At 41.0% G+C, this 22,283-nt stretch carries 13 protein-coding genes; 6 read left to right on the forward strand and 7 right to left on the reverse strand.

The features are described 5' to 3' along the window. Positions 1–41 precede the first annotated feature (41 nt). Positions 42–3,905, reverse strand: a complete 3,864-nt coding sequence (locus H6G41_RS29520; protein ID WP_242038104.1) for a PAS domain-containing protein — start codon at positions 3,903–3,905, stop codon at positions 42–44. A gap of 873 nt (positions 3,906–4,778) precedes the next feature. Here H6G41_RS29520 and H6G41_RS29525 point away from each other — a divergent pair. After that, complete coding sequence (locus H6G41_RS29525; protein WP_190751291.1) at positions 4,779–6,116, forward strand: glycosyltransferase family 1 protein; 1,338 nt, start codon at positions 4,779–4,781, stop codon at positions 6,114–6,116. A 133-nt stretch (positions 6,117–6,249) separates the two neighbouring features. On the opposite strand, the gene H6G41_RS29530 is transcribed toward H6G41_RS29525, so the two are convergent. The 5 genes from H6G41_RS29530 to prfC all read right to left on the reverse strand — a co-directional run bounded on the left by H6G41_RS29530 (position 6,250) and on the right by prfC (position 14,592). Further along, positions 6,250–6,636, reverse strand: coding sequence for a response regulator (locus tag H6G41_RS29530; protein WP_190751293.1), 387 nt, complete (start codon positions 6,634–6,636; stop codon positions 6,250–6,252). A gap of 23 nt (positions 6,637–6,659) precedes the next feature. Continuing rightward, positions 6,660–8,516: a response regulator gene (locus H6G41_RS29535; RefSeq protein ID WP_190751295.1), complete on the reverse strand. Its 1,857-nt coding sequence runs from the start codon at positions 8,514–8,516 to the stop codon at positions 6,660–6,662. An 816-nt stretch (positions 8,517–9,332) separates the two neighbouring features. Continuing rightward, a complete protein-coding gene (locus H6G41_RS29540) occupies positions 9,333–9,836 on the reverse strand; it encodes an RNA-binding protein (RefSeq protein ID WP_190751297.1) in 504 nt (167 codons plus the stop codon). A 659-nt stretch (positions 9,837–10,495) separates the two neighbouring features. Continuing rightward, positions 10,496–12,715: a zinc metalloprotease HtpX gene (locus tag H6G41_RS29545; RefSeq protein ID WP_190751299.1), complete on the reverse strand. Its 2,220-nt coding sequence runs from the start codon at positions 12,713–12,715 to the stop codon at positions 10,496–10,498. Between the two features lie 236 nt (positions 12,716–12,951). After that, positions 12,952–14,592, reverse strand: a complete 1,641-nt coding sequence (gene prfC / locus H6G41_RS29550) for a peptide chain release factor 3 (protein ID WP_190751301.1) — start codon at positions 14,590–14,592, stop codon at positions 12,952–12,954. A 265-nt stretch (positions 14,593–14,857) separates the two neighbouring features. Between prfC and H6G41_RS29555 the strand changes: the two genes are divergently transcribed. The 4 genes from H6G41_RS29555 (at position 14,858) to H6G41_RS29570 (ending at position 19,208) form a co-directional block, all read left to right on the forward strand. Further along, positions 14,858–15,637 (forward strand): RNA-guided endonuclease TnpB family protein, encoded by a 780-nt coding sequence (locus H6G41_RS29555; protein WP_308796668.1) that lies wholly within the window; start codon positions 14,858–14,860, stop codon positions 15,635–15,637. Between the two features lie 564 nt (positions 15,638–16,201). Continuing rightward, entirely contained in the window at positions 16,202–17,191 is a 990-nt protein-coding gene (gene hemB, locus H6G41_RS29560) for a porphobilinogen synthase (RefSeq protein WP_190751303.1), read from the forward strand. Between the two features lie 576 nt (positions 17,192–17,767). After that, positions 17,768–18,055 carry a DNA-binding transcriptional regulator gene (locus tag H6G41_RS29565; RefSeq protein ID WP_096646873.1) on the forward strand — a complete coding sequence of 96 codons (288 nt, stop codon included), beginning with the start codon at positions 17,768–17,770 and terminating at the stop codon, positions 18,053–18,055. A 169-nt stretch (positions 18,056–18,224) separates the two neighbouring features. After that, complete coding sequence (locus H6G41_RS29570) at positions 18,225–19,208, forward strand: alpha-ketoacid dehydrogenase subunit beta (protein ID WP_096646874.1); 984 nt, start codon at positions 18,225–18,227, stop codon at positions 19,206–19,208. 202 nt (positions 19,209–19,410) lie between these two features. Here H6G41_RS29570 and H6G41_RS29575 read toward each other — a convergent pair whose 3' ends face one another. Then, positions 19,411–21,615, reverse strand: a complete 2,205-nt coding sequence (locus H6G41_RS29575) for a tetratricopeptide repeat protein (protein ID WP_190751305.1) — start codon at positions 21,613–21,615, stop codon at positions 19,411–19,413. 216 nt (positions 21,616–21,831) lie between these two features. Here H6G41_RS29575 and H6G41_RS29580 point away from each other — a divergent pair, with 216 nt between their 5' ends. Further along, positions 21,832–22,200 (forward strand): Rieske 2Fe-2S domain-containing protein, encoded by a 369-nt coding sequence (locus tag H6G41_RS29580; RefSeq protein ID WP_190751307.1) that lies wholly within the window; start codon positions 21,832–21,834, stop codon positions 22,198–22,200. Positions 22,201–22,283 lie beyond the last annotated feature (83 nt).

Here is a 22,283-nt window from a genome sequence, read left to right on the forward strand (position 1 = left end):
CCCTACCAGATGTCGCATTCTTTTTTCAAATTGGTATCAGTTTATCTTTCATCAAATTTAGGAATGGTAAAATAAAAAATACTACCTTTTCCTAAAACACTTTCTACCCAAATTTCGCCCCCATGCTGTTGGACGATACCGCGACAGATAGCTAAGCCTAAGCCTGTTCCTCCTTTTTGCCGGGAATCACTGGCATCAACTTGTTGAAATCTCCCAAAAATACTTTCTAACATACTTTCGGGAATACCTCTACCTTGGTCTTGAACTTTAAATAAAACGCGATCGCTCAACTCTTCTACAGTTGCTGTTACTGTGCTATTAGCTGGTGAAAATTTAATTGCATTACCGATTAAGTTAACCAGGGTTTGCATGATTCGATCTGAATCCACCCAAATTTGCACATAACTGGGTAACATCACTAAAGCAATTTGATTTTCTGTAGCTAGAGGCTGGACAGCTGCTACAGATTGGTGCAGAATTGTTGCAGTATCACACCACTGCTTCACCAAATTAAATTTGTTTGATTCTAAATGTTCTAAATCTAAAATATCATTGACTAACCGCACTAACCGTTCCGTGTCATTGTAAGCAATATCTAACATTTGTTGAGCCGTTTCTGGTTGCGCGTTGAGAACTCCAGAGGATAGCAATCCTAAAGCACCACGAATAGAAGCTAAAGGCGTGCGTAATTCATGGCTGACAATAGAGATAAATTCTTTTTTGATTTTCTCAATTTCCCTACTTTCAGTAATATCTTCAATGGTACCGACATAGCCCATTAGCTCATTAGTGTCAGCGAGAATAGGAACGATGATAATCTGAAAAAATCGCCAGGTTGCATCCCGGAGAATGTAACGTACTTCTGTAGATAATTCCTGATTAGCTGTAGTTAATGCATGTAACTGCGATAAAAATTCGGTTAAATCGTCTGGGTGAATAAACTGCATCCAGCGATCGCCTAGAGATTCTTCCCAGCTTAATCCGCAAATTGCTTGAAAGCGGGGGTTGGTATAAATATTTTTTCCTTGTGCATCAGTTCTAAAAATACCGATGGGTGCAGAATCGCTGAGAGTCCGCAGCAGAGTTTCGTTTTGACGCACTGCATCTTCAGCTCGTTTGCGATCGCTAATATCAATGCTTACACCGATAACAATCCAGCCATCATCGGCTTCGTGACGATAGGCAGAATAAGTGGTAGAAATCCAGCGTAGAGAATTATCTTTGTGGCGGAATCGATACTCTATAGTACAACTCCCTTCAATAATAGTATGGAGAAACCGAGAATACATGACTTTTTCTCGGTCTTCGAGAAATACCCTCGAAAGCCACAGCATTTTGTTAGCCAGCAGTTCTTCTGGAGAATAACCGAAGATGACTTCGCAAGCCTGAGATTGATACTCATATTCCCATTCTTGATTGCTAAAAATGCGAAAACTAAAAATTGAAGCACTAGCTGTAGACAGAATATTTTGTAATCGTTTTTCGGAAGTTTGCAAAGCCAGCTCTAAGCGCTTGCGATCGCTAACATCAATGCTGACTCCGGTAACAATCCAGCAATCAGCCGTTGCATCTCGATGGGAGGTGTAAGTCGCTGAAATCCAACGCAGAGAGCCGTCTTTATGGTGAAACCGATACTCTACTGTGGTTGTGCGTTCGGCAAAAATTTCCGCAAATAGGGGATAAATCACTGTATCGCGATCCTCTGGAAATACCTGTGACATCCAAAGGTGTTTGTCAGAGATAATTTCCTCAGGGGTATAGCCAAACAAACTCTCACAACCAATAGACTGATACTCATATTCCCAGTCAGAATTAGCAAAGACGCGAAAACTGACAATTGAGGCGTTGGCGGTGGTGAGTATATTTTTTAAGCGAATTTCGGAAGCTTGTAAAGCTAATTCTAATTGTTTGCGATCGCTAATTTCTATACTGCTACCAATAATGCGATAAACAAGCGATTGCTCATTAAACAAAGGAGTCAAGCTAGTAATCCACCAAGTATTTTTACCTTGAAATGGCAAACATTCTTCATAGGTAATAGTTTTTTTGGCGGCTACACAAGCTTGATAATGCTGGTGAATTGAGTGTGCAATTTCTGGAGGAAAAAGATTTTCTGGAGTTTTATCTTGGATATCTACAGAACTAATTCCTGATAGCTTTTCCGCCAGTGGATTCAACCCTGCAAAGCGAAAGTCATCATTTTCGAGAATATCCACGACAAAAATACATTGTTCGACACCGTTATAAATACTGCGTAAAAACTTTTCTTGTTCTTGCAAGGCTTGCTGTGCTAGAAACCTTTCTGTAACATCTTGCGCCGTTCCATAAAGACGAATTACCTCCCCATTGGTGTTAACTTCTGCATGTCCAATACCTTCAATGTAGCGGGGAGGCGCATCAGGTGGCGTGTTACGCCGCAGGATGAGTTTGTAGGATTCCCCAGTGGTAATTGAGCGTTCCACGGCTTGATGCAATCTGGCGGCAGATTCTGGATGATAATATTGTAAATTCTCCTCATAACTAGGTTCTCCTCTGCCTGGATCGCGATTCATGATATAGAACAGTTCTTCTGTCCAAGTAATTTTGTGCGTCACTAGATCGAATTCCCAATTGCCAATTTGGGCAACTTTTTGGGCTTCTGTCAGTAAAGCTTGACTCTTGCGGAGAGTTTCTTCGGTATTTTTCAGTTCAGTAATATCCAAACGGATACCATCCCAACAAATCCGCCCATTATCCATCCGGCGAGGAGTTGAGCAGACACGCACCCAACGAATGTCTCCCTCTGGTGAATACTCCCTGAGCTGCACATCAAATACTGACATTGTTTCCACAGACTCCTGTTGCTTTTGGAGCATGTAGGGAACATCATCTGCAACTATGTTGCGAAACAGCAAACTTGAATCAGCTAAAATAGCTTCGGGTTGCAATTTATTTGTCTGCTCCACGCCAGCGCTGACATAGTGGAAGTGAATGCTACCATCTAGTTCTTGAACAAACTGGTAGATGTAGCCCTTGGGAATGCGATCGCCAATGGCGCGCAGAAAAGCTTCTCGCTCTTGTAAGGTTTTTTCTGCCCGTTTGCGATTGCTGATATCTCGGTGAATGCCGATGATGCGTAATGGCTGACCATGATTATCCCACATGACAACTTTGCCGTGGTTAGCAATCCATTTCCACTCACCGGATTTGGTTTGCATTTGATATTCAAAGGTGTAGGGAACAGAACTATCCTTGAGGTGAGATTGCAAAATATTCATTACCCAAGATTTATCTTCTGGATGAATCAATTTCTCCCAAGTACTTAAATCATGGGTTAGCTCATCAGCAGCATAGCCTAGCATTTCACACCAGCGATCACTGAGATAAACTTCTCCAGTGGCGAGATTCCAATCCCACAGTCCATCTCCTGAAGCTGCTAATGCCAGATGTAATCTTTCTTCACTTTCGCGTAAAGCTGCTTCTGTCTGAGTTTGATGGTGCTGTTGTCTTTGTGCTAACTCTTCGTAACGCTCTATTGCTTGTGGTAATGCTTGTTGAATACTGTCATTTGTAATTACGCCTAAAAGTTGCCCTTGAGCATCTAAAACTGGCAGATAGGATATTTTTTGCGCTTGTAGCAGGTAAATAACACTATATATATCACCTAGCTCTGATTCTTGAATGGTGATAACCTGATGAGTCATGACATCTGCTAGGGTAGCCACACTCAAGTTAATCCCTGATGCGATCGCTTTGACTAACTCCTGTGCCGTAAAAATCCCCAGGATTTGATGTTGCTCTAATACTAAGACATAGCTTGTGCTTTCCTGGCTCATCATTTGCACTGCCAACTCAACTAATGTCTCTGGTGCTAATGTTATGACACGCTTTTGGATAAATTGAGTTTGGGAAAATGGCAGCATCATACTTGAAATAAAGACTTTCGAGAATATGTTTCTTACAGCTAACTGTCAGAGCAATACAGAAGACGGATCTTTAAATTTAAACTCCACATTTAAAAACTTACAAACACATTTAAGCACTTTTTCGTCAGGACTTAAGTCTGGGAGTGGTAAACAAGCTCAGTGCTGACTAACTACCGCTGAGAACTGTTAGGACAGACTACTAGTAAATTACGACACAAATCTAGAGATGGTCAATTTTTCATTCTCACTCAACTTTAAACTGTAGCTTTTCTCTATTCATAGCAATTTATTAGTTAACTTTATGCATTGTATTAGATTTTCCTATTTGCTTAATAATTAGCAAAGTAAACTATGAATCTTCGTTACTAAGCACGGATTTCGCTAAAATCTGTATCTAATGTAACAGAATAATTTGCAAAAAAATTAAGTATAAGTAACTACAATCCATCAAACATTTTGGTGACAAAATTAACTCCAAACCTGTCTTTTGTTAACAATTATTTATAGATATCGCGACAGAGTAATTACGTATTTATGCATAGGTACATAAATACGCTTAGATAATAACAATAATTAAATATTGATGATTGATGCATAAAAATATCTATCAAACTGCATATTCTCAAATTTTATATTTAATCGCAGGCGATCTATCGTAAGCATTAGATCAAAACATAGTGGTAGATATATAAACAAATCAAATGTAAATAGTTAGAAAAAAGTTTATTCCCCGCAGTAGATACATAAATATATTTGACCTATTAAATTAAAATAAAGTTTAATTAAAGTTCTTAAATGATTCCTCTAAAAGGGCTAGGCACAAATTTTCGCTTAATTTGCCTGAAACTTTTTTACAATCAGCAACAACAAACTATGAACGCTACCTTTGAAAAACGCATTGCTTTAATTTCAGTTCACGGTGACCCAGCAATTGAAATTGGTAAGGAAGAAGCTGGAGGACAAAATGTTTACGTTCGTCAAGTAGGTGAAGCACTGGGGCGTTTGGGCTGGCAAGTTGATATGTTTACCCGCCAAATAAGCGCAGATCAACAGCAGATTGTTCAGCATAGTGAAAATTGTCGTACCATTCGGTTCCCCGCAGGGCCTTTAGAGTTTGTCCCCAGAGATAATCTGTTTGAGTATTTACCAGAATTTATAGAAAGATTTTTGCAATTTCAAAAAGAAAATAACATTACCTATCAATTGATTCATACCAACTACTGGCTATCAAGTTGGGTAGGAATGCAATTGAAGAAAATCCAAGGAAGCAAACAAGTTCATACCTATCATTCTTTAGGAGCAGTCAAATACAACACCATAGAAAAAATTCCGGCAATTGCTACTAAACGCTTAGCCGTAGAAAAAGAAGTGTTGGAGACAGCCGAAACAATTGTGGCGACGAGTCCCCAAGAAAAGCAACATATGCGATCGCTTGTTTCTGCTAAAGGTAATATTGACATTATTCCCTGTGGTACTGATATTCAAAAGTTTGGCTCTGTAGATAGGGAAGCAGCACGGGCTAAATTAGGTATCGACCCCGCAGCGAAAGTTGTCTTGTATGTCGGCAGATTTGACCCGCGCAAAGGTATAGAAACAGTAGTACGTGCTGTAGGTGCATCACAGTTGCGCGAGTCGCAAAAACTTCAGTTGATTATCGGTGGCGGTAGTACTCCAGGTAACAGCGACGGTATCGAACGCGATCGCATCGAAGGCATAATTAACGAACTAGGTATGAATGACATGACCATCTTACCCGGTCGCCTGTGCCAGACAGTTCTACCCACTTACTACGCCGCTGCTGATGTTTGCGTTGTTCCCAGCCACTATGAACCCTTTGGACTAGTAGCAATTGAAGCAATGGCTAGCGGTACACCAGTAGTAGCCAGCGATGTTGGCGGACTTCAGTTTACTGTAGTCCCGGAAAAAACAGGTTTATTAGCACCACCGCAGGATGTACCTGGCTTTACAAATGCTATTGACCGAATTCTCGTGAATCCACAGTGGCGCGATGAATTAGGTCAAGCAGCTAGAAAACGGGTGATTAACAAGTTTAGTTGGGATGGTGTCGCTTCTCAGCTGTGCGAACTATACGCCCAAATCTTAGAAAAGTCCGTCTCAAAGTCTTTAGTAGAGGCTTTAGAGCAAAGTTTAGAACAACCTGCGGTAGCGCCTGCGGTTGAATCCACCAAGAAACCCGCTTTGCTCAGCTAGAAACTAAAAATTCCTGAGTATATCTAGAGTTGCACAATCCATCGTCAGGGCTGTTGACACTCAACAGCCCTTATTAGTAGTTATGCAATTTAGACCCCAGTCAGAATTACAACGCAGCAAAAGATGAAAATGACTAAGTTGATAATTGCCAACCCAGAGTTGTAGCAACCAAATCTGATAAACGCAAGGGGTCAAATGGTTTGGAAATCACCCCTGCAACTCCCAACCGCGAAAATTTATTTAAATCTACCGTCTGTACTTTAGCTGTTAACAAAATCACAGGAATTTTTTGAGTAGCTAAATTAGCTTGTAGTTTATCAAACAGTGCTAAGCCATCTATATCTGGCATCATTACATCTAAGAGAATGGCATCAGGATTTCCTGTTTGGGCTAAATTTAAGCCTTCACTACCAGATTCCGCTACAAGTACTTGCCAACGCCCGATATTTTCTAAACAAGCTTTAATTACTGTACAGAGGTTTTTTTCATCATCAATTACTAAGATGCGTTTTGCTGGCATAGTATCAAACAGACTAAGGCTGATTATTGATGTAATAATTTTTTAGACAAATGTGTCCTTTCTAACCGATTCAATATCCGGGCAACTAATTCTGGTTCAACAATTGGTTTTCTTACATAGTCATCGGCTCCCACCGCGTATACTTTATATAATATTTCTGATTCAAAATGGGCGGAAAGAAATAAGATTGGTAAATGGTTCCAATAGCTGTCATTCCGAATTACTTGGCATAAGTCTATACCATTAAAATCTGGCATCTCAATATCCAAAACCAGTAAATCGGGTTTAGTCGATTCTAAAATTTCCCAAAATCTTTGCGATTCTTGTAATGGTGTAACCTGTAGCCCCCAAGGCGCAAGCAAAGTAGTAACTTGATGTAGAATTACAGGATCGTCATCCACTACTAAAACTTTGGCATCAGTGCTAGTTTGTTGATTGAGCGCTACGTTGACTGCGGTGAGTACTTCAACAGCAGACATAGTTTTGTTTAAAAAGCTATGTGCGCCTAAACGTGCAGCTTCTACTCTGTTAGGTAGTTGATTGCTGCTAGTTAAGACAAGAATGGGAATTTCTGGATGATTTTCGGTGATTTCTGCCAGTAGGGTAAAACCATTTTCCTCTTGGTCAGGAAATGATAAATCTAGTAAGATGACTTCGGGGGTATCTAAGGCTATCTTTGCCCTGGCTGTTTTTGGCTCTGCTGCTACCTCTACTTGAAAACCCCAAAATACCGCTTCTAATTTAATTCTTTCAGTTAGGGTAGTATCGTCGTCCACAATCAACAGTCGTGCTGAGGTGATTGAGGTTTTGCTAGCACTAGCTGGTGATGATGGCTGCTGCTGCAATGTCTGTTTCAGCAATTTAACTAACTCTGTTAACTGCAAAGCTGTACTTTGAGGTTTATCGGTGTGGTTTTCTAACAACTGTTCAATTTCTCGCGCTACCTTAGAACCCTCTACATACCCATAACAACCCAAAGAACCTGCTAGGCGATGCGCCTCTGCTTGTGCTTGTTTAATTATACGTTTATCTGGGCTTTTAGTTGATAATTGAGCGATCGCTTGCTGCAATAACTCATACTTTTCTGAGAAACTCTTTTGAAACTCTTCCCGCATTTTGGCGACTACAGCCATAATCTTCGCTTCTGCTTGGCTATTATCCTGTAGCGCTTCGGAAGTTACATTTGTTTGTACCTCAGATTTTTTTTGTTCTTCTTTAAGACGATAACCCAATCCATAAACTGTTTCGATTAAATCTACCTTCATTCCTACAGCTTTGAGCTTCTGGCGCAAACCCTTAATATGGGTTGTCACCGCTTCTTCGCCGGGAAATTCATCAGCCGACCAAATTCTATCTAATAGAACGCTTCTGCTAAATATCCGCCGGGGATTTTCCAGGAAAAGTTCTAATAAACCATATTCTTTCGGGGTAAGGTGTAGCCGTTTTCCCCCATAGGTAACTTCTTTAATATTCGGATCTAGCTGTAAGTTCTCCCAAACTAAAAATTTGGCTACCGTTGTCCTACCACGCCGCATTAACGCGCGAATTCTGGCAATTAACTCTGGTAACTCAAATGGCTTCACAATATAATCATCAGCACCCGCTTCTAATCCAATCACGCGGGCGCTGATATCTTTGTTGGCAGTTAGCATGAGAATAGGCATTTCATACCCTGCAACCCTGATTTGCCGACAGAGATTAATTCCGTCGAGTCTGGGGAGGATCACATCCAAGATTAGCAGGTCATATTCATAGGCTTTGACCAACTCTAACCCAGTCTGACCATCGTTGGTGGTCTCAATCTGGTAATTGAGAGTTGAAAATGCTTCAACCAGCAATGAAGTTATCTGTTTGTCATCTTCTATTAAAAGAATTTTCACAAAATTTTCCCTGAAACAGGTATTAAATTTTATAAGTACTAATTTTAACTAGGAAACAGGAGAATTAGAGAAATTAAGTATATATTCTGCTCGTCAGCTTGTCTGCACCGCAGCCATGTCGATGATGATTGATCAAAATTAAAAATACAGCAAAAAGGCGATCGCTAACTCCGAACCCCTACCTCACAATCTTCTATTGAGGGATATGCCCAACCAAGGACATATTTGTATCTGAAAATTTTAACATTATTACTCTGGACAGAGAAAAAAAATATAGTGAAGGTTAAAGATTTTCGGTTCTGTACCAGAATATGTGGCTAATAATCAACAACCTTGCAGTCAGTTATGGGCATTTATAAGATTTATAACTTTAGTACTATGGCAATTTTAAAAACTTTATATTATAGCAATTTATTAGCTAATTGTAAATCTTACTAAAATCCTTCCTAATTTATTGCTGAATTGGGCTAAATAACACCCCTAGTACAGCACGGCGTCAATAAACCGACCATTCATCATCAACAAAACGCTTACTCTGTCTTAATTTTGAATTTTGAATTTCGCCCTGCGGTAATAGTTTACATTGCTTCCAGGAATCCATTTTTTAGTTAATCGGGGAAACAAGTTTTGCGAGAAAACTTATCTCTGTCTCAACAAAAAGTGGACTCCAGAGAACAATGCATACACAAGCAATAAACGTAAACGCTTTAAAACTCATCAGATAAGCTAATGCAAATTTAACTTGCATATAGACAATTAAAAATTAAAAATCACAAAAATAGGGATTTTTAATTTTTAATTACACTATTTGAGAGATTAATTTGTTGTTTGTGCAGCTAGCATCTGCTTGAGCTTTTCTAATTCAGAAGCCCAACGGGGATCTGGACGAATTGCATCAGAGTCAGATGTTGTAGTAGTTTCACGTCCACCGCTGCTGCTACCACCACGCCGAGATTTTTTAGAACCTTTATCACGGCGGTTGTTTTCTTTTTGAGAAACAGGAGCCGCGTTACCGCCACCAGCATTTTGTACTGGCTTGGGTGCTGGCTCGTCACCTTCTTCTCCCTTATTACGAGGTAATGCTTTCTCTAACTTAATGGGAGTTTCCTTGAACAACTGACCGTTATATTTTTCAATAATTTGATCGGCTTGTTCGTCATTATTCACCGTGAGAAAACCGAAGCCACGACATTTGCCTGTCTTGCGGTCTTTGATGAGTTTGGTGGTGACTGCATCACCTTCAGCTGCAAAAACTGCTTGTAGTTCTTGACGATCTATTTCTTCTTTTGGCAAATTGCCTATATATAGGCGAACGGACATGAACTATACCTCCAGAGTTGAATGAAAATGGCAAGGTGATAAAACAATCAATTGGCTGTGGCTTGAAAATACATGCTATTTAGCAAAAGTGCCATAACCCATTTTTTTACTCAAAACTGTCAACCTATACAATACAATTTTTCGTTGGGATCAAGCTTGCTTAATACAAAAGCGTGCACAACGCTAATCTTACATACCACCTTAATTCTAAGAATTATAAATCTAATAGCTTACTACCCGATCTAGTAAACTTGTTTTGCTGTGCCCCTGTTCGCAGAATAAAACACCATTCCTTACATTATCATGGTATTTTCTACGTAGCTAGTTCAGCGCAGACATTTCTGGCATACTGCACAAGCAAATTGTAACATAAACTACATTTATTTCTCAACATGGTGATATTTGGAAACAAAAACCAGCCAGTGGCTGGTTAGGTTACTGCTGTGTTGGGAGAATAACAAAGATAGATATATTGGCGCAAGGGTTAGTGATGAACAACTAAGCTAGATTGCTGAGTTATTGTCATTAGGGAGGATTGTGTAAATAAATGTAACACTTGCAGAAATATTTTGCAATGTTTCTTTACAAAATTGGGTATGGGGCAAAAGTCAAATAGAATTCTTAATTTTGGATTTTGAATTTTGAATTGTTTGTCTGCTTCACCCCTTGAGAAAAATAAAAGCTCCCCAGGCTTGGGCTGCAACTGCGAGGACAGTAGACCAAACTGGATGAGCGCTGTTGATGATTTGGCCATTTTGGGTTTGTAAGGTTTGGATATCAATCCAGGGGGTTGCGCCGCGCCGGAACCAACCAACAACGGTAATTTGTCGGCCGATGAAATCTTGGGGATTGATTGATTGTCCTAGGGCGGGAATATGATGCAATTTCACTAACCCAATGTGAGATTGCAGCATTAAGTCTTGTCCGAGGCTGTTACCCACACCAGGACGACCGATCAGCTTACCTGCAAGGCACACATTCATGCTATCGATGGGGATAGCAGATGGATTGGCTAAGAGGTTAGGTAGGCGATCGTCGGTTTGCAAATTAGCAGGTTTGATGTCGGGAAACAAAGAGTTCATCCGCAAAATTATGCCGATGCTAAAGCCGATGAGTAAACAACCTGTAACGAATGACCAATCTTCATAAATCCATTTCAGGTTTAAAATCTTCATGGCAAATGCTATTTGCCACAACAGCCAAATTAAACCAGCAAACAACAAACCTAAAGGAATACCCAGCCAAGGAGCTATTTGTAATAGGAAAGGTTGATAGTTACCACGTAAGGCTTGTTCGCTGATCAGATGCAGTTCGGTTTCTAAATGCCAGTGGCGGGCGATTTTGCAAAGGCGCTGAATGCGATCGCCAATTAACGGGTGACTATTATTAAAAGTAAACCAACGACGATAGGGGTTAAAATTATCCCACATCAACAGGGATGTAAAAGGAATATGCCCTGCTAAACTACCCAAAGATATACTTTGTTGATAGCTCACAGGTGCTAAGAGATTCAAGCTTTCTAACTGCCAACTGGTTTGTTCTTGCTTGCCAATATCACCAGCGACACCAATGGTAATTTTGAGTAAGGCGCGAATTAGGGCGTTAGGATTGCCAGTAATTTCGGAAGCTGTGCGATCGCTATAATAAACCCGCAACTTGGATAACCACAAAGCTGGGCCCGTGAGCAAACACCAAATGCCATAGGTAAAACTTGCTAAAATTATCGCTGGCCAGCGACCGAAGCCAGAAAATTTATTGCCCCACTCACAGAAAAGCTGATATAACCTGTAAACAGGCAGAGTTACCAGCAGTATCAAAGACATGACAACATAATCTTTCTGGATCATCTGCCCTAGCTGAGCGGCGTAGATGACGGCAATTTCATCATCTGCTAATTGCTCTAATAGTCCTTGACTGACGACAATTCTGGCATTACGGGCGAGATTACCGTAAGTGAAAGCAATGGGGGCGGCTATGGGCAAAATTCGCAGTTTGGGAAACTGCCAACGGCGTTGTTGACAAGCACGCTGGAGTACGCGAATGGTTTCGCGACTATGGCCATTTAAAACTTCTTTAGATAACTCTCGCTGCTGATAAAATTTTCCTAAAAGCCAATCTAATAACCAAGGTGACAATGCCATTGCGATCGCTAACACTGCAAGCACAAGCACAGTCGGGTTGCGGTCGAACAGTGATAATGGCTGTAAGTAAGGTAGCTTGATGAAGATTTGATTGGTTAAACCCATTGCCAGCTTGAGCATTTCCCTAATCACCCAAAATAGGGCTATAAAGGTACCTGCTGCCAGTAATTTTAAAGGTAATAAATTCAGTTTATGCAGGGGTTGCCAAACTTTTGCCCTCGGAGCATGTCGCCAATAAATTTGGAACGATTTAGTTGGCGAGCGATAATCAGAGTTAATTAAACCATTGACGCCGATAGTTTCTATATGAGAATTTCTCAGACTCCCTGCGGGAATGGCGGATGAGCTACTAGAGGAAGTATTGGCTTTTGTAACTGTCTGCTGTGATGCGCCAGTTGCATTAACATTGGCACGATCGGCAGCAACATGTCCATTGGCAGAATTTTTAACTGTATTTTGACGTTTTTGGCGTTTTTTTAAATGTCCAAGAGCGCGTTCTGCCCACTCTTGCACTTGGGTATTAGGACTATCAAGCAGATTTTGACAAAGAGCGATCGCTTTGGAGACTTGACCCATGCGCGCATAAGCCATGACTAAACCAACTTGAGCCTGCAAGCCAGCAGTAGTATTTTTTTGACTACTAGCAACAGGCTCTAACTGGGCGATCGCAGTTTGATAATTCCCCTGCTTGAGAGCAACTAAACCAGCCTCCAAAGACAATTCGGCATGTGAAGGCATAGAAATTCTGGCACTCCCATCTGTTCTAATTAATCCAAGGTAGCGCTTTAGCGCCTAAATTTAGATACCCTCTGTGGCAAATCACATCCGGAATTATCCAGTGTTAACTTTCTACAGGTTGTTGACCGGAAGAGGTAGGGGGAAGGGAGCAAACCCTTTCCTTTGCGTAAAAGCCCCGCCTTGCCAGGGCGCTTGACTGGGGCGGAGTCTGAGCTTCAGTCTTGATCTTCCCCTTGTCACCCTGCTCCCTGCCCCTTTTCCTCTTGTTGACCAGAGTAAACTGGAGCGATCGCACTTAATGCCAATTCGGGATGGTCTCCCTGTAATTGTTGACAATTCCATTCGTTGCGGAATAGCAATACCGGGCGTCCCATGCTGTCTTTAACGGTGGTGGTATTAAATATACGTCCCACCTTATTTAAAGCTTCCCAGCCACCTTCTACCCAACGAGCGACGCTGTAGGGCAGCAAATCGAGGATGGTTTCTACCCCATACTCATTTTGTAAGCGAAACTGTACAACTTCAAACTGCAACTGACCGACAGCGGCTAAAATGGGGTCGCGCTTGGCTTCATCGATGGAGTACATAATTTGTACTGCACCTTCTTCCCGCAATTCCGAAATCCCTTTTTGAAATTGCTTAAATTTAGAAGGGTTGGGGTTTCTCAGGGTAGCAAACAATTCTGGGGAGAAGTAGGGAATGCCTTCATATTCCAGCTTTTGTCCGGTGTAAATTGTATCCCCGATCGCAAAAACACCAGGATTATTTAAACCGATCACATCCCCAGGATAAGCTTCATCAATAGATTCCCGTTCTTGGGCAAATAATTTTTGCGGGCGAGACAGGCGGACAACTTTACCAGTGCGGGCGTGAGTCACCGTCATATCTTTTTCAAACCGACCCGTACAGACGCGAATAAACGCCACGCGATCGCGGTGTTTCGGGTCCATATTGGCTTGGAGTTTGAAGACAAAGCCAGAAAACTCTGGGTAGGTAGGGGGAACTTCACCGACGCTGCTATTGTGACTACCTGGTTTGAGAGCATATTCTAAGAAGGAATTTAAGAATAGCTCCACCCCGAAGTTAGTCATAGCACTACCAAAGAACACTGGTGTCATTTTGCCTTGATGTACCAAATCTAAATCAAGTTCCGGCCCGACACCTTCTAACAGTTCTAAGTCGTTTTTCAGTTGGAAGTAAAGATCCTGTTCTAGGAGTTCTTCAATTCTCGCATCGCCTAAATCGACTATGGTATCTCTAGCTTCGCGGCTACCGTGGGCGCTACGTTCAAACAAGTGAATTTGTTGTTTGTCGCGGTCAAATACACCTTTAAAGCGATCGCCCATTCCTATCGGCCAATTTACCGCATAGGTCTGTAATCCCAATTCCTGCTCGATTTCGTCCAATAATTCTAAAGGTTCTCGCCCCGGACGGTCGAGTTTATTCACAAAGGTAAAAATAGGAATACCGCGTAACTTACAAACTTCAAATAACTTGCGAGTTTGTGGTTCCAAACCTTTTGCCGCATCAATCAGCATCACCGCATTATCGGCGGCGGCGAGTGTGCGATAAGTATCTTCACTAAAATCTTGGTGTCCGGGGGTATCTAATAAATTTACCTGACAGTTACGGTATGCAAATTGCAGTACTGTGGATGTAATGGAAATACCCCGTTGCTGTTCCATTGCCATCCAGTCAGAGGTAGCTTTACGCTGCGCCCGTCGAGCCTTCACCGCCCCAGCTTCGTGAATAGCTCCTCCGTATAATAGTAATTTTTCTGTCAGCGTCGTTTTCCCTGCGTCCGGGTGAGAAATAATTGCAAAGTTGCGGCGAAGTTCAACTGCTTGTTGCAAATCTACCTGTAGTTCAGTTGACATATTTGTATTTGTCTGCTTCCTGTTAACTTAATGTAATTTTTCTTTAGCTTGGTGAGTCTTTTAATCTTAGAACAAGGACGGACGCGATCGGGTCGATTGGGGAGGCAAGGGAGCAGGGGAGACAAAAATATTATCCAATGCCCAATGCCTCATGCCCAATGCCCCATGCCCATGACCTAAAGAATCTATTAACTTACAGTTAAATGTAGAGGTTTATGGAAGAATATATGGCAGCATTGCTTGAGCTACACTTCTGATTAAGATAGTGATTCATCGAAAGATACTAGGGACACCAAAGAATGTCACCATATCTAAGACCCCATCGGGGAAATACTACGCATCAATAGTTACTGAACAGGATATTCCTCATGCGCCTTTGAATGGTGACAAGATTGGTTTAGATTTAGGAATAAAGGAGTTTGCGATTACATCAAAGGGTGAGAAGTTTGAGAACCCTAGATATTTTCGCGCATCTTTACGCCGACTCAAGATTAGACAAAGGAGGTTGAGCAGGAAAGCCAAAGGTTCTAACAACCGCAGCAAAGCGAGACTCGCTGTTGCTAAAATTCACGAAAAAGTTGCTAATCAACGGCAAGATTACCAACACAAAATTAGTCTGAAGCTGGTATCTGAGAACCAAAGAATATCAGTCGAAAGTCTCAATATCAAAGGGATGGTAAAGAACCGGAAGTTAGCCAGACAAATCAGTGATGTGGCTTGGGGTAACTTCCTCACGATGTTGGAATACAAAGGGGATATCTATGGCTGTGAAGTTCACTATGTAGATAGATTTTTCCCTAGCTCTAAGAGATGTTCCAACTGCGGATACATCAAGCAAGACCTAACATTATCCATTCGTGAGTGGAAGTGCCCAGAGTGTAAAAGTTTGTGGGACAGAGATGTGAATGCTGCCCTCAACCTGATGCTGTTCTCTGAATCAAAAATACCCTTGGAAGAAGGGAAATCTACGCCTGATCAGCTAGTTGAAAGACTAGGAATGAACCGGGTTACTGGTTCAGGACAGGAAGCTACAGGTGCAGCGTAAGCGTTACCTGTGGTACTTCACCAGGTATCTACTCAACTAAAGGCTGACTATTTGGCTCATTTCTGTGGTAATTAGCCCTAGTAAGTACTTCAAAGCTGCAAAATTGATTGCTTGAAGTTCTGACTACAAACTGAATCACTAAATGAACCATACCATTATTACGTTTTGTGTCGGAATCTTTTAACGTCAATAGTGGTAATTAGAAATGATTAATTTTCGTCTAGTAATTGACAATTGTTTGCTTATCTGTAGAGCAAATAATTCTTGTTTATCCCTCTTTTTCATTTAGTTAGTCATGAATCTCGATCAATGACAAATGACTAATGAAAAAATCAGTCATGTTCGTGGCAAATATTTCAGGAGATTTGTAATCTTTTTTTTGTAGCTTGTCTAACAGATGTCTGCCACGCTGTACAATACGAAATTGCCCCACAGCTTCATCAACAGTAGGGCAAAGGACAGTTAAGCACTGCTCGTAGTCTGTCCTAGCTGAGTAAGGTTTTTCCTTGCTTTTGTGACGCTTTATTTTGTGTCCATTTGCGTTGTAATTCTTCATAAAACTTTATGTTTCCAACTCACCGCCCCCGCCGTCTGCGTACCCATCCCCAACTGCGCCGGATGGTACGAGAAAACAGTTTATCGACAAGTGATTTAATTTACCCCTTATTTGCAGTACCTGGTGAGGGAATTGCTAATGAAGTCAAATCAATGCCTGGAGTTTATCAACTTTCGGTAGATAAAATTGTCGAAGAGGCGAAGGAAGTTTATGACTTAGGAATTCCAGCGATCATTCTATTTGGTATTCCCGCCGATAAAGATGTAGATGCTACTGGTGCTTGGCATGATTGCGGGATTGTGCAAAAAGCAGCTACTGCGGTGAAGGAAGCAGTACCAGATTTAATTGTGGTGGCTGATACTTGTCTGTGTGAATATACTAGTCACGGTCACTGCGGCTACTTAGAAGTAGGTGATTTAACAGGCAGAGTATTAAACGATCCAACTTTAGAATTACTCAAGAAAACAGCAGTTTCTCAAGCGAAAGCTGGCGCGGATATTATTGCACCTTCGGGAATGATGGATGGTTTTGTGCAAGCAATTCGTGCTGGTTTAGATGAAGCTGGTTTTCAAGATACGCCGATTTTATCTTATGCGGCTAAATATGCTTCAGCTTATTATGGCCCATTTAGAGATGCGGCGGAATCTACACCACAATTTGGCGATCGCCGAACTTACCAAATGGATCCAGGTAACGCCCGCGAAGCGATTAAAGAAATTGAATTGGATATCGCTGAAGGCGCTGATATGCTGATGGTGAAGCCAGCTTTAGCCTACATGGATGTGATTTGGCGGGTGAAAGAAGCTAGCAACCTACCGGTGGCTGCTTATAACGTTTCTGGCGAATATTCTATGGTGAAAGCTGCTGCCCTCAACGGTTGGGTTGACGAACAGCGCATAGTCATGGAAACTTTAACTGGCTTTAAACGTGCTGGTGCAGATTTAATTTTGACTTACCACGCCAAAGATGCCGCCCGTTGGTTAGAGTCTAGTAGATAATTCAATAGAGCGATCGCTCTTTTCTTAACTAATCTCACGCATGGGTACAAAGGTGCTAATTAGATTGAGTATCTTGGTATCTAAGCGTGAGATTATTGTTGGAATCTCTCAAAGTTTTTGTTGAAAAATCAACTTAAATTCTTGGTCAAAATTACGTCAGGCTGAAAAAACTAAAAAAGCCCCATTAACTATACAGCTTGAGGGGCTAGTAAAACTTTTACTGGCAACATTTAACTACCAAACTTACATAACTGATTCCAGATACATTAAGCAATAAATCTCAACAATTAAAATAGTTAGGTAATGACTGTCGATCAGTTATTAGAAATTTACTGACTGAAATCCTTACGTACAGAACATTTACCCCAATTAGAATATTTACGGAGATGGGCAATACAGCACATAAAAACAAGTCAATTATTTCCGCGATAGTACATAAATATGGGGTGGTTTCATTTGCCAGAGGTGTAGGCGATCGCTTATAAAAGAATATAGTTAATAAAATTTCCGTAATCGACATTTAATGTCAGCCGATTTAATAAATACAATCTAAGTTTTTTCTAGGGAGCATGAGTTATGGATATGCAAGTCCTGAGAGAACGCGCTGGGCTTAGCCGTGCAGAGGTTGCCTTCAGGCTTGCAATCAGTGAAACTAGTGTGCGCAACTGGGAAGCTGGGCGTACTGAACCGACAATGACACCGAAAAAATATTTAGATGCGTTGCGTCTATTTAAATGCACGCCAGAAGAATTAGCAGCAGCTAGCGAAAAATCAATTAACCAACGCCATAAACGCAAACCAGGTAGACCCAAACGCTTCCCAGAAGTTGTAACACAAGTAGCTGATTCGCCAGTTTGTACTTAGGGGCTAGGGGCTAGAAGGGACAAGCAAGGCAAATGCCCAATGCCCAATGCCCAATGCCCAATGACAAATGCCCAATGACCAATGACTTTTTCAACTAGTGCGATCGCTGACGGTATTTGCCACGGCGGCGCGATAAGATTCTAAAGCAACAGTTGTATTCAAGATTTAAATGGCAGAGACTCTTTTCTTTAACGCCCTCCGTGAAGCCATTGATGAAGAAATGGCCCGTGATTCTAGTGTTTTCGTACTTGGTGAAGACGTAGGACACTATGGCGGTTCCTACAAAGTCACCAAAGACCTGTACAAAAAGTATGGTGACCTAAGAGTTCTGGATACCCCCATTGCCGAAAATAGTTTTACAGGCTTGGCTGTGGGTGCAGCGATGACTGGTTTAAGACCAATCATCGAAGGTATGAACATGGGTTTCTTACTGTTGGCATTTAACCAAATTTCCAACAACGCGGGGATGCTGCGTTATACTTCCGGCGGGAATTTTAAAATCCCTATGGTGATTCGGGGGCCTGGTGGTGTAGGTAGACAGCTAGGTGCAGAACATTCCCAACGCTTAGAAACTTACTTCCAAGCGGTTCCAGGGTTAAAAATTGTGGCTTGTTCTACACCTTACAACGCTAAAGGTTTATTGAAAGCGGCAATCCGCGATGACAACCCCGTATTGTTCTTTGAACATGTTCTGCTTTACAACTTAAAAGAAGACCTGCCAGAAGAAGAATACGTACTACCTTTAGATAAAGCGGAAGTTGTGCGTCGCGGTAAGGATGTCACAATTCTTACTTATTCACGGATGCGTCATCATGTGATGCAAGCTGTGAAAACTTTAGAAAAACAAGGTTACGACCCTGAAGTCATTGATTTAATATCACTGAAGCCTTTAGATTTTGATACCATCGGTGCTTCGATTCGCAAAACTCATCGTGTCATTGTTGTGGAAGAGGCTATGCGTACAGCAGGTATTGGCGCAGAAGTTATCGCTTCCATTAATGACCGCTTATTTGATGAGTTAGATGCGCCTGTATTACGTCTTTCATCTCAAGATATTCCCACACCATATAACGGCAATCTAGAACGTCTGACAATTGTTCAACCAGAACAAATTGTAGAAGCCGTACAGAAAATGGTGGCTATGCGCGTTTAATAGTAAAAAATTTCTCAACAAAGGCAGAGGGTAGAAGGCAGAATAAATTAAGCTAATCAGCATTAAATTTGCATAATCCCTAGGGCGTGTTTTCAAAGTCGCCGTCACCCTACAAGGGTGCGGCTAACTCTACCTAGTTTGCCTACACGGACTACGAGAAATGAGGCTTTTTATATGACTGCTTTCTGCCTTTTGCCTTATATTATTTATCTGATCCACTGACGCCCATCAATTCCCTAAAAGCTGGCTCATCCGCAATATCATCAAAATCAATATCTGTCGCTGCTTCTTCCTGATATCGGGGATTCAATTTCATCGCTTGCTGGAGATTTTCTAAAGCTAATTCCAGTTGTTTTTGTAGTGCATAACAGGCGGCTTTATTGTAAAAAGCAACAGCATAATCTGGCTTCAATACTAATGCATTATCAAAAGAGGCGATCGCTTCGTCATCTCTTCCCAACCTTACCAAGCTATAGCCGCGTTTATCCCAAGCTTTGGGGGATGGTTTAATTTCTATCGCTTTGTCAAAAGATGCGATCGCTTCCTCGTATTCTTCCAACTCAATCAAGGCTAAACCGCGATTCATCCAAGCTACGGCGTCATCGGGTTTAACTTTCGTTGCTTGATTAAATGATACAAAAGCCTGTTGATGTTTGCGTAAATACCCCAAAGCCACACCGCGATCGCACCAGGCTTGATGATCGTTGGGATTAATTTTTAAAGCTTTATCATAGGAGGCGATCGCTTCTTGGTAGCGTTTCAACCTGGCGAGAGTTAAACCTTGTTTAAACCAAGCCACGGGGTTATCTGGCTGAGTTTCGACTGCTTGATTGTAAAGTGCGATCGCCTCTAAATACCGTTTTTCCCCAAACAATACATCTCCTCGTGTCAGATATTCATCACCAGCAACGCTAACCTGTATCTCTTCTTTGCTAGACGAGGTTTTTGGCTTGGGGGATAATGGCGGTTCTGGTTTTTTCGCCTCAATTTCAATTACCGCTGGCTGTTTAATTTCCGTGAGTTCTTCTAAAATAGAATCCTTGCGTTGTTGCGCATCTAATTGCAATTCCGAAAGCTGCGATACAAAATCCGTTTCTAATCTTTCCAGCTTTTCTAAAATGAGAATTTTCTGCTGTTGTGCATTTATTTGTAATTCCGAAAATTGCGAAGTAAATTCCGAACCAGATTTTTCTAAATTTTCGATAATTAAATCTTTTTGTATTTGCACATCTCCCTGTAACTGGGCTAAGTTACTAATAAATTCCCCTTGCAGTTTACGTAAATCTGCAATAATCTGTTCTTTTTGTTGTTGGCTATTCGCTTGTAATTCTGCCAGTTGCGTTCTCAAGCTATTTTCTAATTCAGCGATATTAACCAGAACCGCATCTTTCCGCTGTCCAACTTCTGCTTGTAACTCTGATATTTTATTTATCGCTTCTGTTTTCAAAGCATTTTCTAATTCAGCGATATTAACCAAACTTGCATCTTTTCGCTGTCCAACCTCTGCTTGTGATTCTGATATTTTATTCGCTGCATTTGCTGCTAAACTCGTAATTTGATCAACAGCTATATCTTTTTCTTTTTGCGTATCAGCCTGTAACGCCGCTAAATGTCCTACAAATTCCGAATTAGATTTATCTAAACTCTCAATAGTGCTATCTCTTTGTTGTTCTGTCCTTAATAGCAGTTCTGATAATTGCTGCGATAAATCAGATTCTATCTTGCCTAAACTTTCAAAGGTCAAATTACTTTGATTTTGAGCATTTGATAATAACTGCCCTATTTGAGTAGCAAATTCCCTATCTATATTTTCTAATTTATTTTGAATGACTTTAATTTCCGCATCTAACTCATTTAAAAGACTTTCTTGCTTCGCTGTAAAATCAGAATTAATCAAAGATAAATTTTCTTGTTCGCTTTTAATTTTAGCTTGCAGACTCTCAACCTCTTGCCCCAATTCCTGAGTAATGTTTTTCACCTCTTGAATTGCATTTTCAGCTTCTTGCTTCACAACATTTAGCTGAGTTTGCAAACTTTCCACACCTTCTATCTGCGACATTGCTTTATTGACAATTTCGTGGATGATTAATCCACGCAAAAACCACAATAAAGCAATTATGGCGACTGGAAACAAGGTTAATAATACTATCCAGATATTCAAGGACATGGTTGTCTGATTAAAATTACGCTGAACATCAGATTGGGTTGCATCTTGAATCCGCTGTTGCGCCAGCAATCCAGCCAATTCTTCCCGTTCCTGATTTGATAATACCTGAGCAGGAGCCACCCTAGACGATGCAGCAGGTACAGTTTGCCCATTGATTTTACCAGGAGACAGCAGTAAGGGCGAAAAGATAAAAACGCTCTGTAAAACTAAAGCGTAGTAGGCTGGATGTTTGCTTTTCATATCCCTATCCATTGGTTAGTTTTGCAAGCTGCGTACTTTCTCCAATCTATAACAAATTATTAAGGCTTGACCTTCTCTCAAGAATACCTCCCTCTTCCTTGGCGTCCTTGGCGTCCTTGGCGGTTCATAATTCCTAAATCCCCATAAATAAACACTCTACGCTAAATTGAAAATGTCTAGAGTTGTTAATTAATCAATATTTTTTTGATTTCACTTATGGAAACGCAATTTTCTTGGACTAAACAATGGTATCCTATTAGTCCATTAAGTTATCTCGATAGTAATAATCCCAATCCCGTCACCCTACTGGGTAAAAAACTAGTTATTTGGCAAGATAATCATCAACAATGGATAGTTATGGATGATTACTGTCCTCACAAACTAGCGCAGCTATCCCTAGGAAGAATTAATGAAGATGGTACCTTAATGTGTAGACATCATGGATGGACTTTTAATAATGAAGGGAAATGCACAAATGTACCCATGTTAACAGGTAATGCCAAAGAAATTGCTTGTAATAGTTTAAGGTCTCATGTTAAAACTTATCCTACACAAGTGCTGCAAGGTCAGGGCAAACGCATCTAAATAGAGAAAAGTGCTAAGTAGAGGTGTGTTTTGAGTAGTACAAGAGAACTATATATAACTGGTGAAGAGAGCGATCGCTAAAA

The organism is Tolypothrix sp. FACHB-123 (genome assembly GCF_014697075.1).
Lineage (GTDB): Bacteria > Cyanobacteriota > Cyanobacteriia > Cyanobacteriales > Nostocaceae > Aulosira.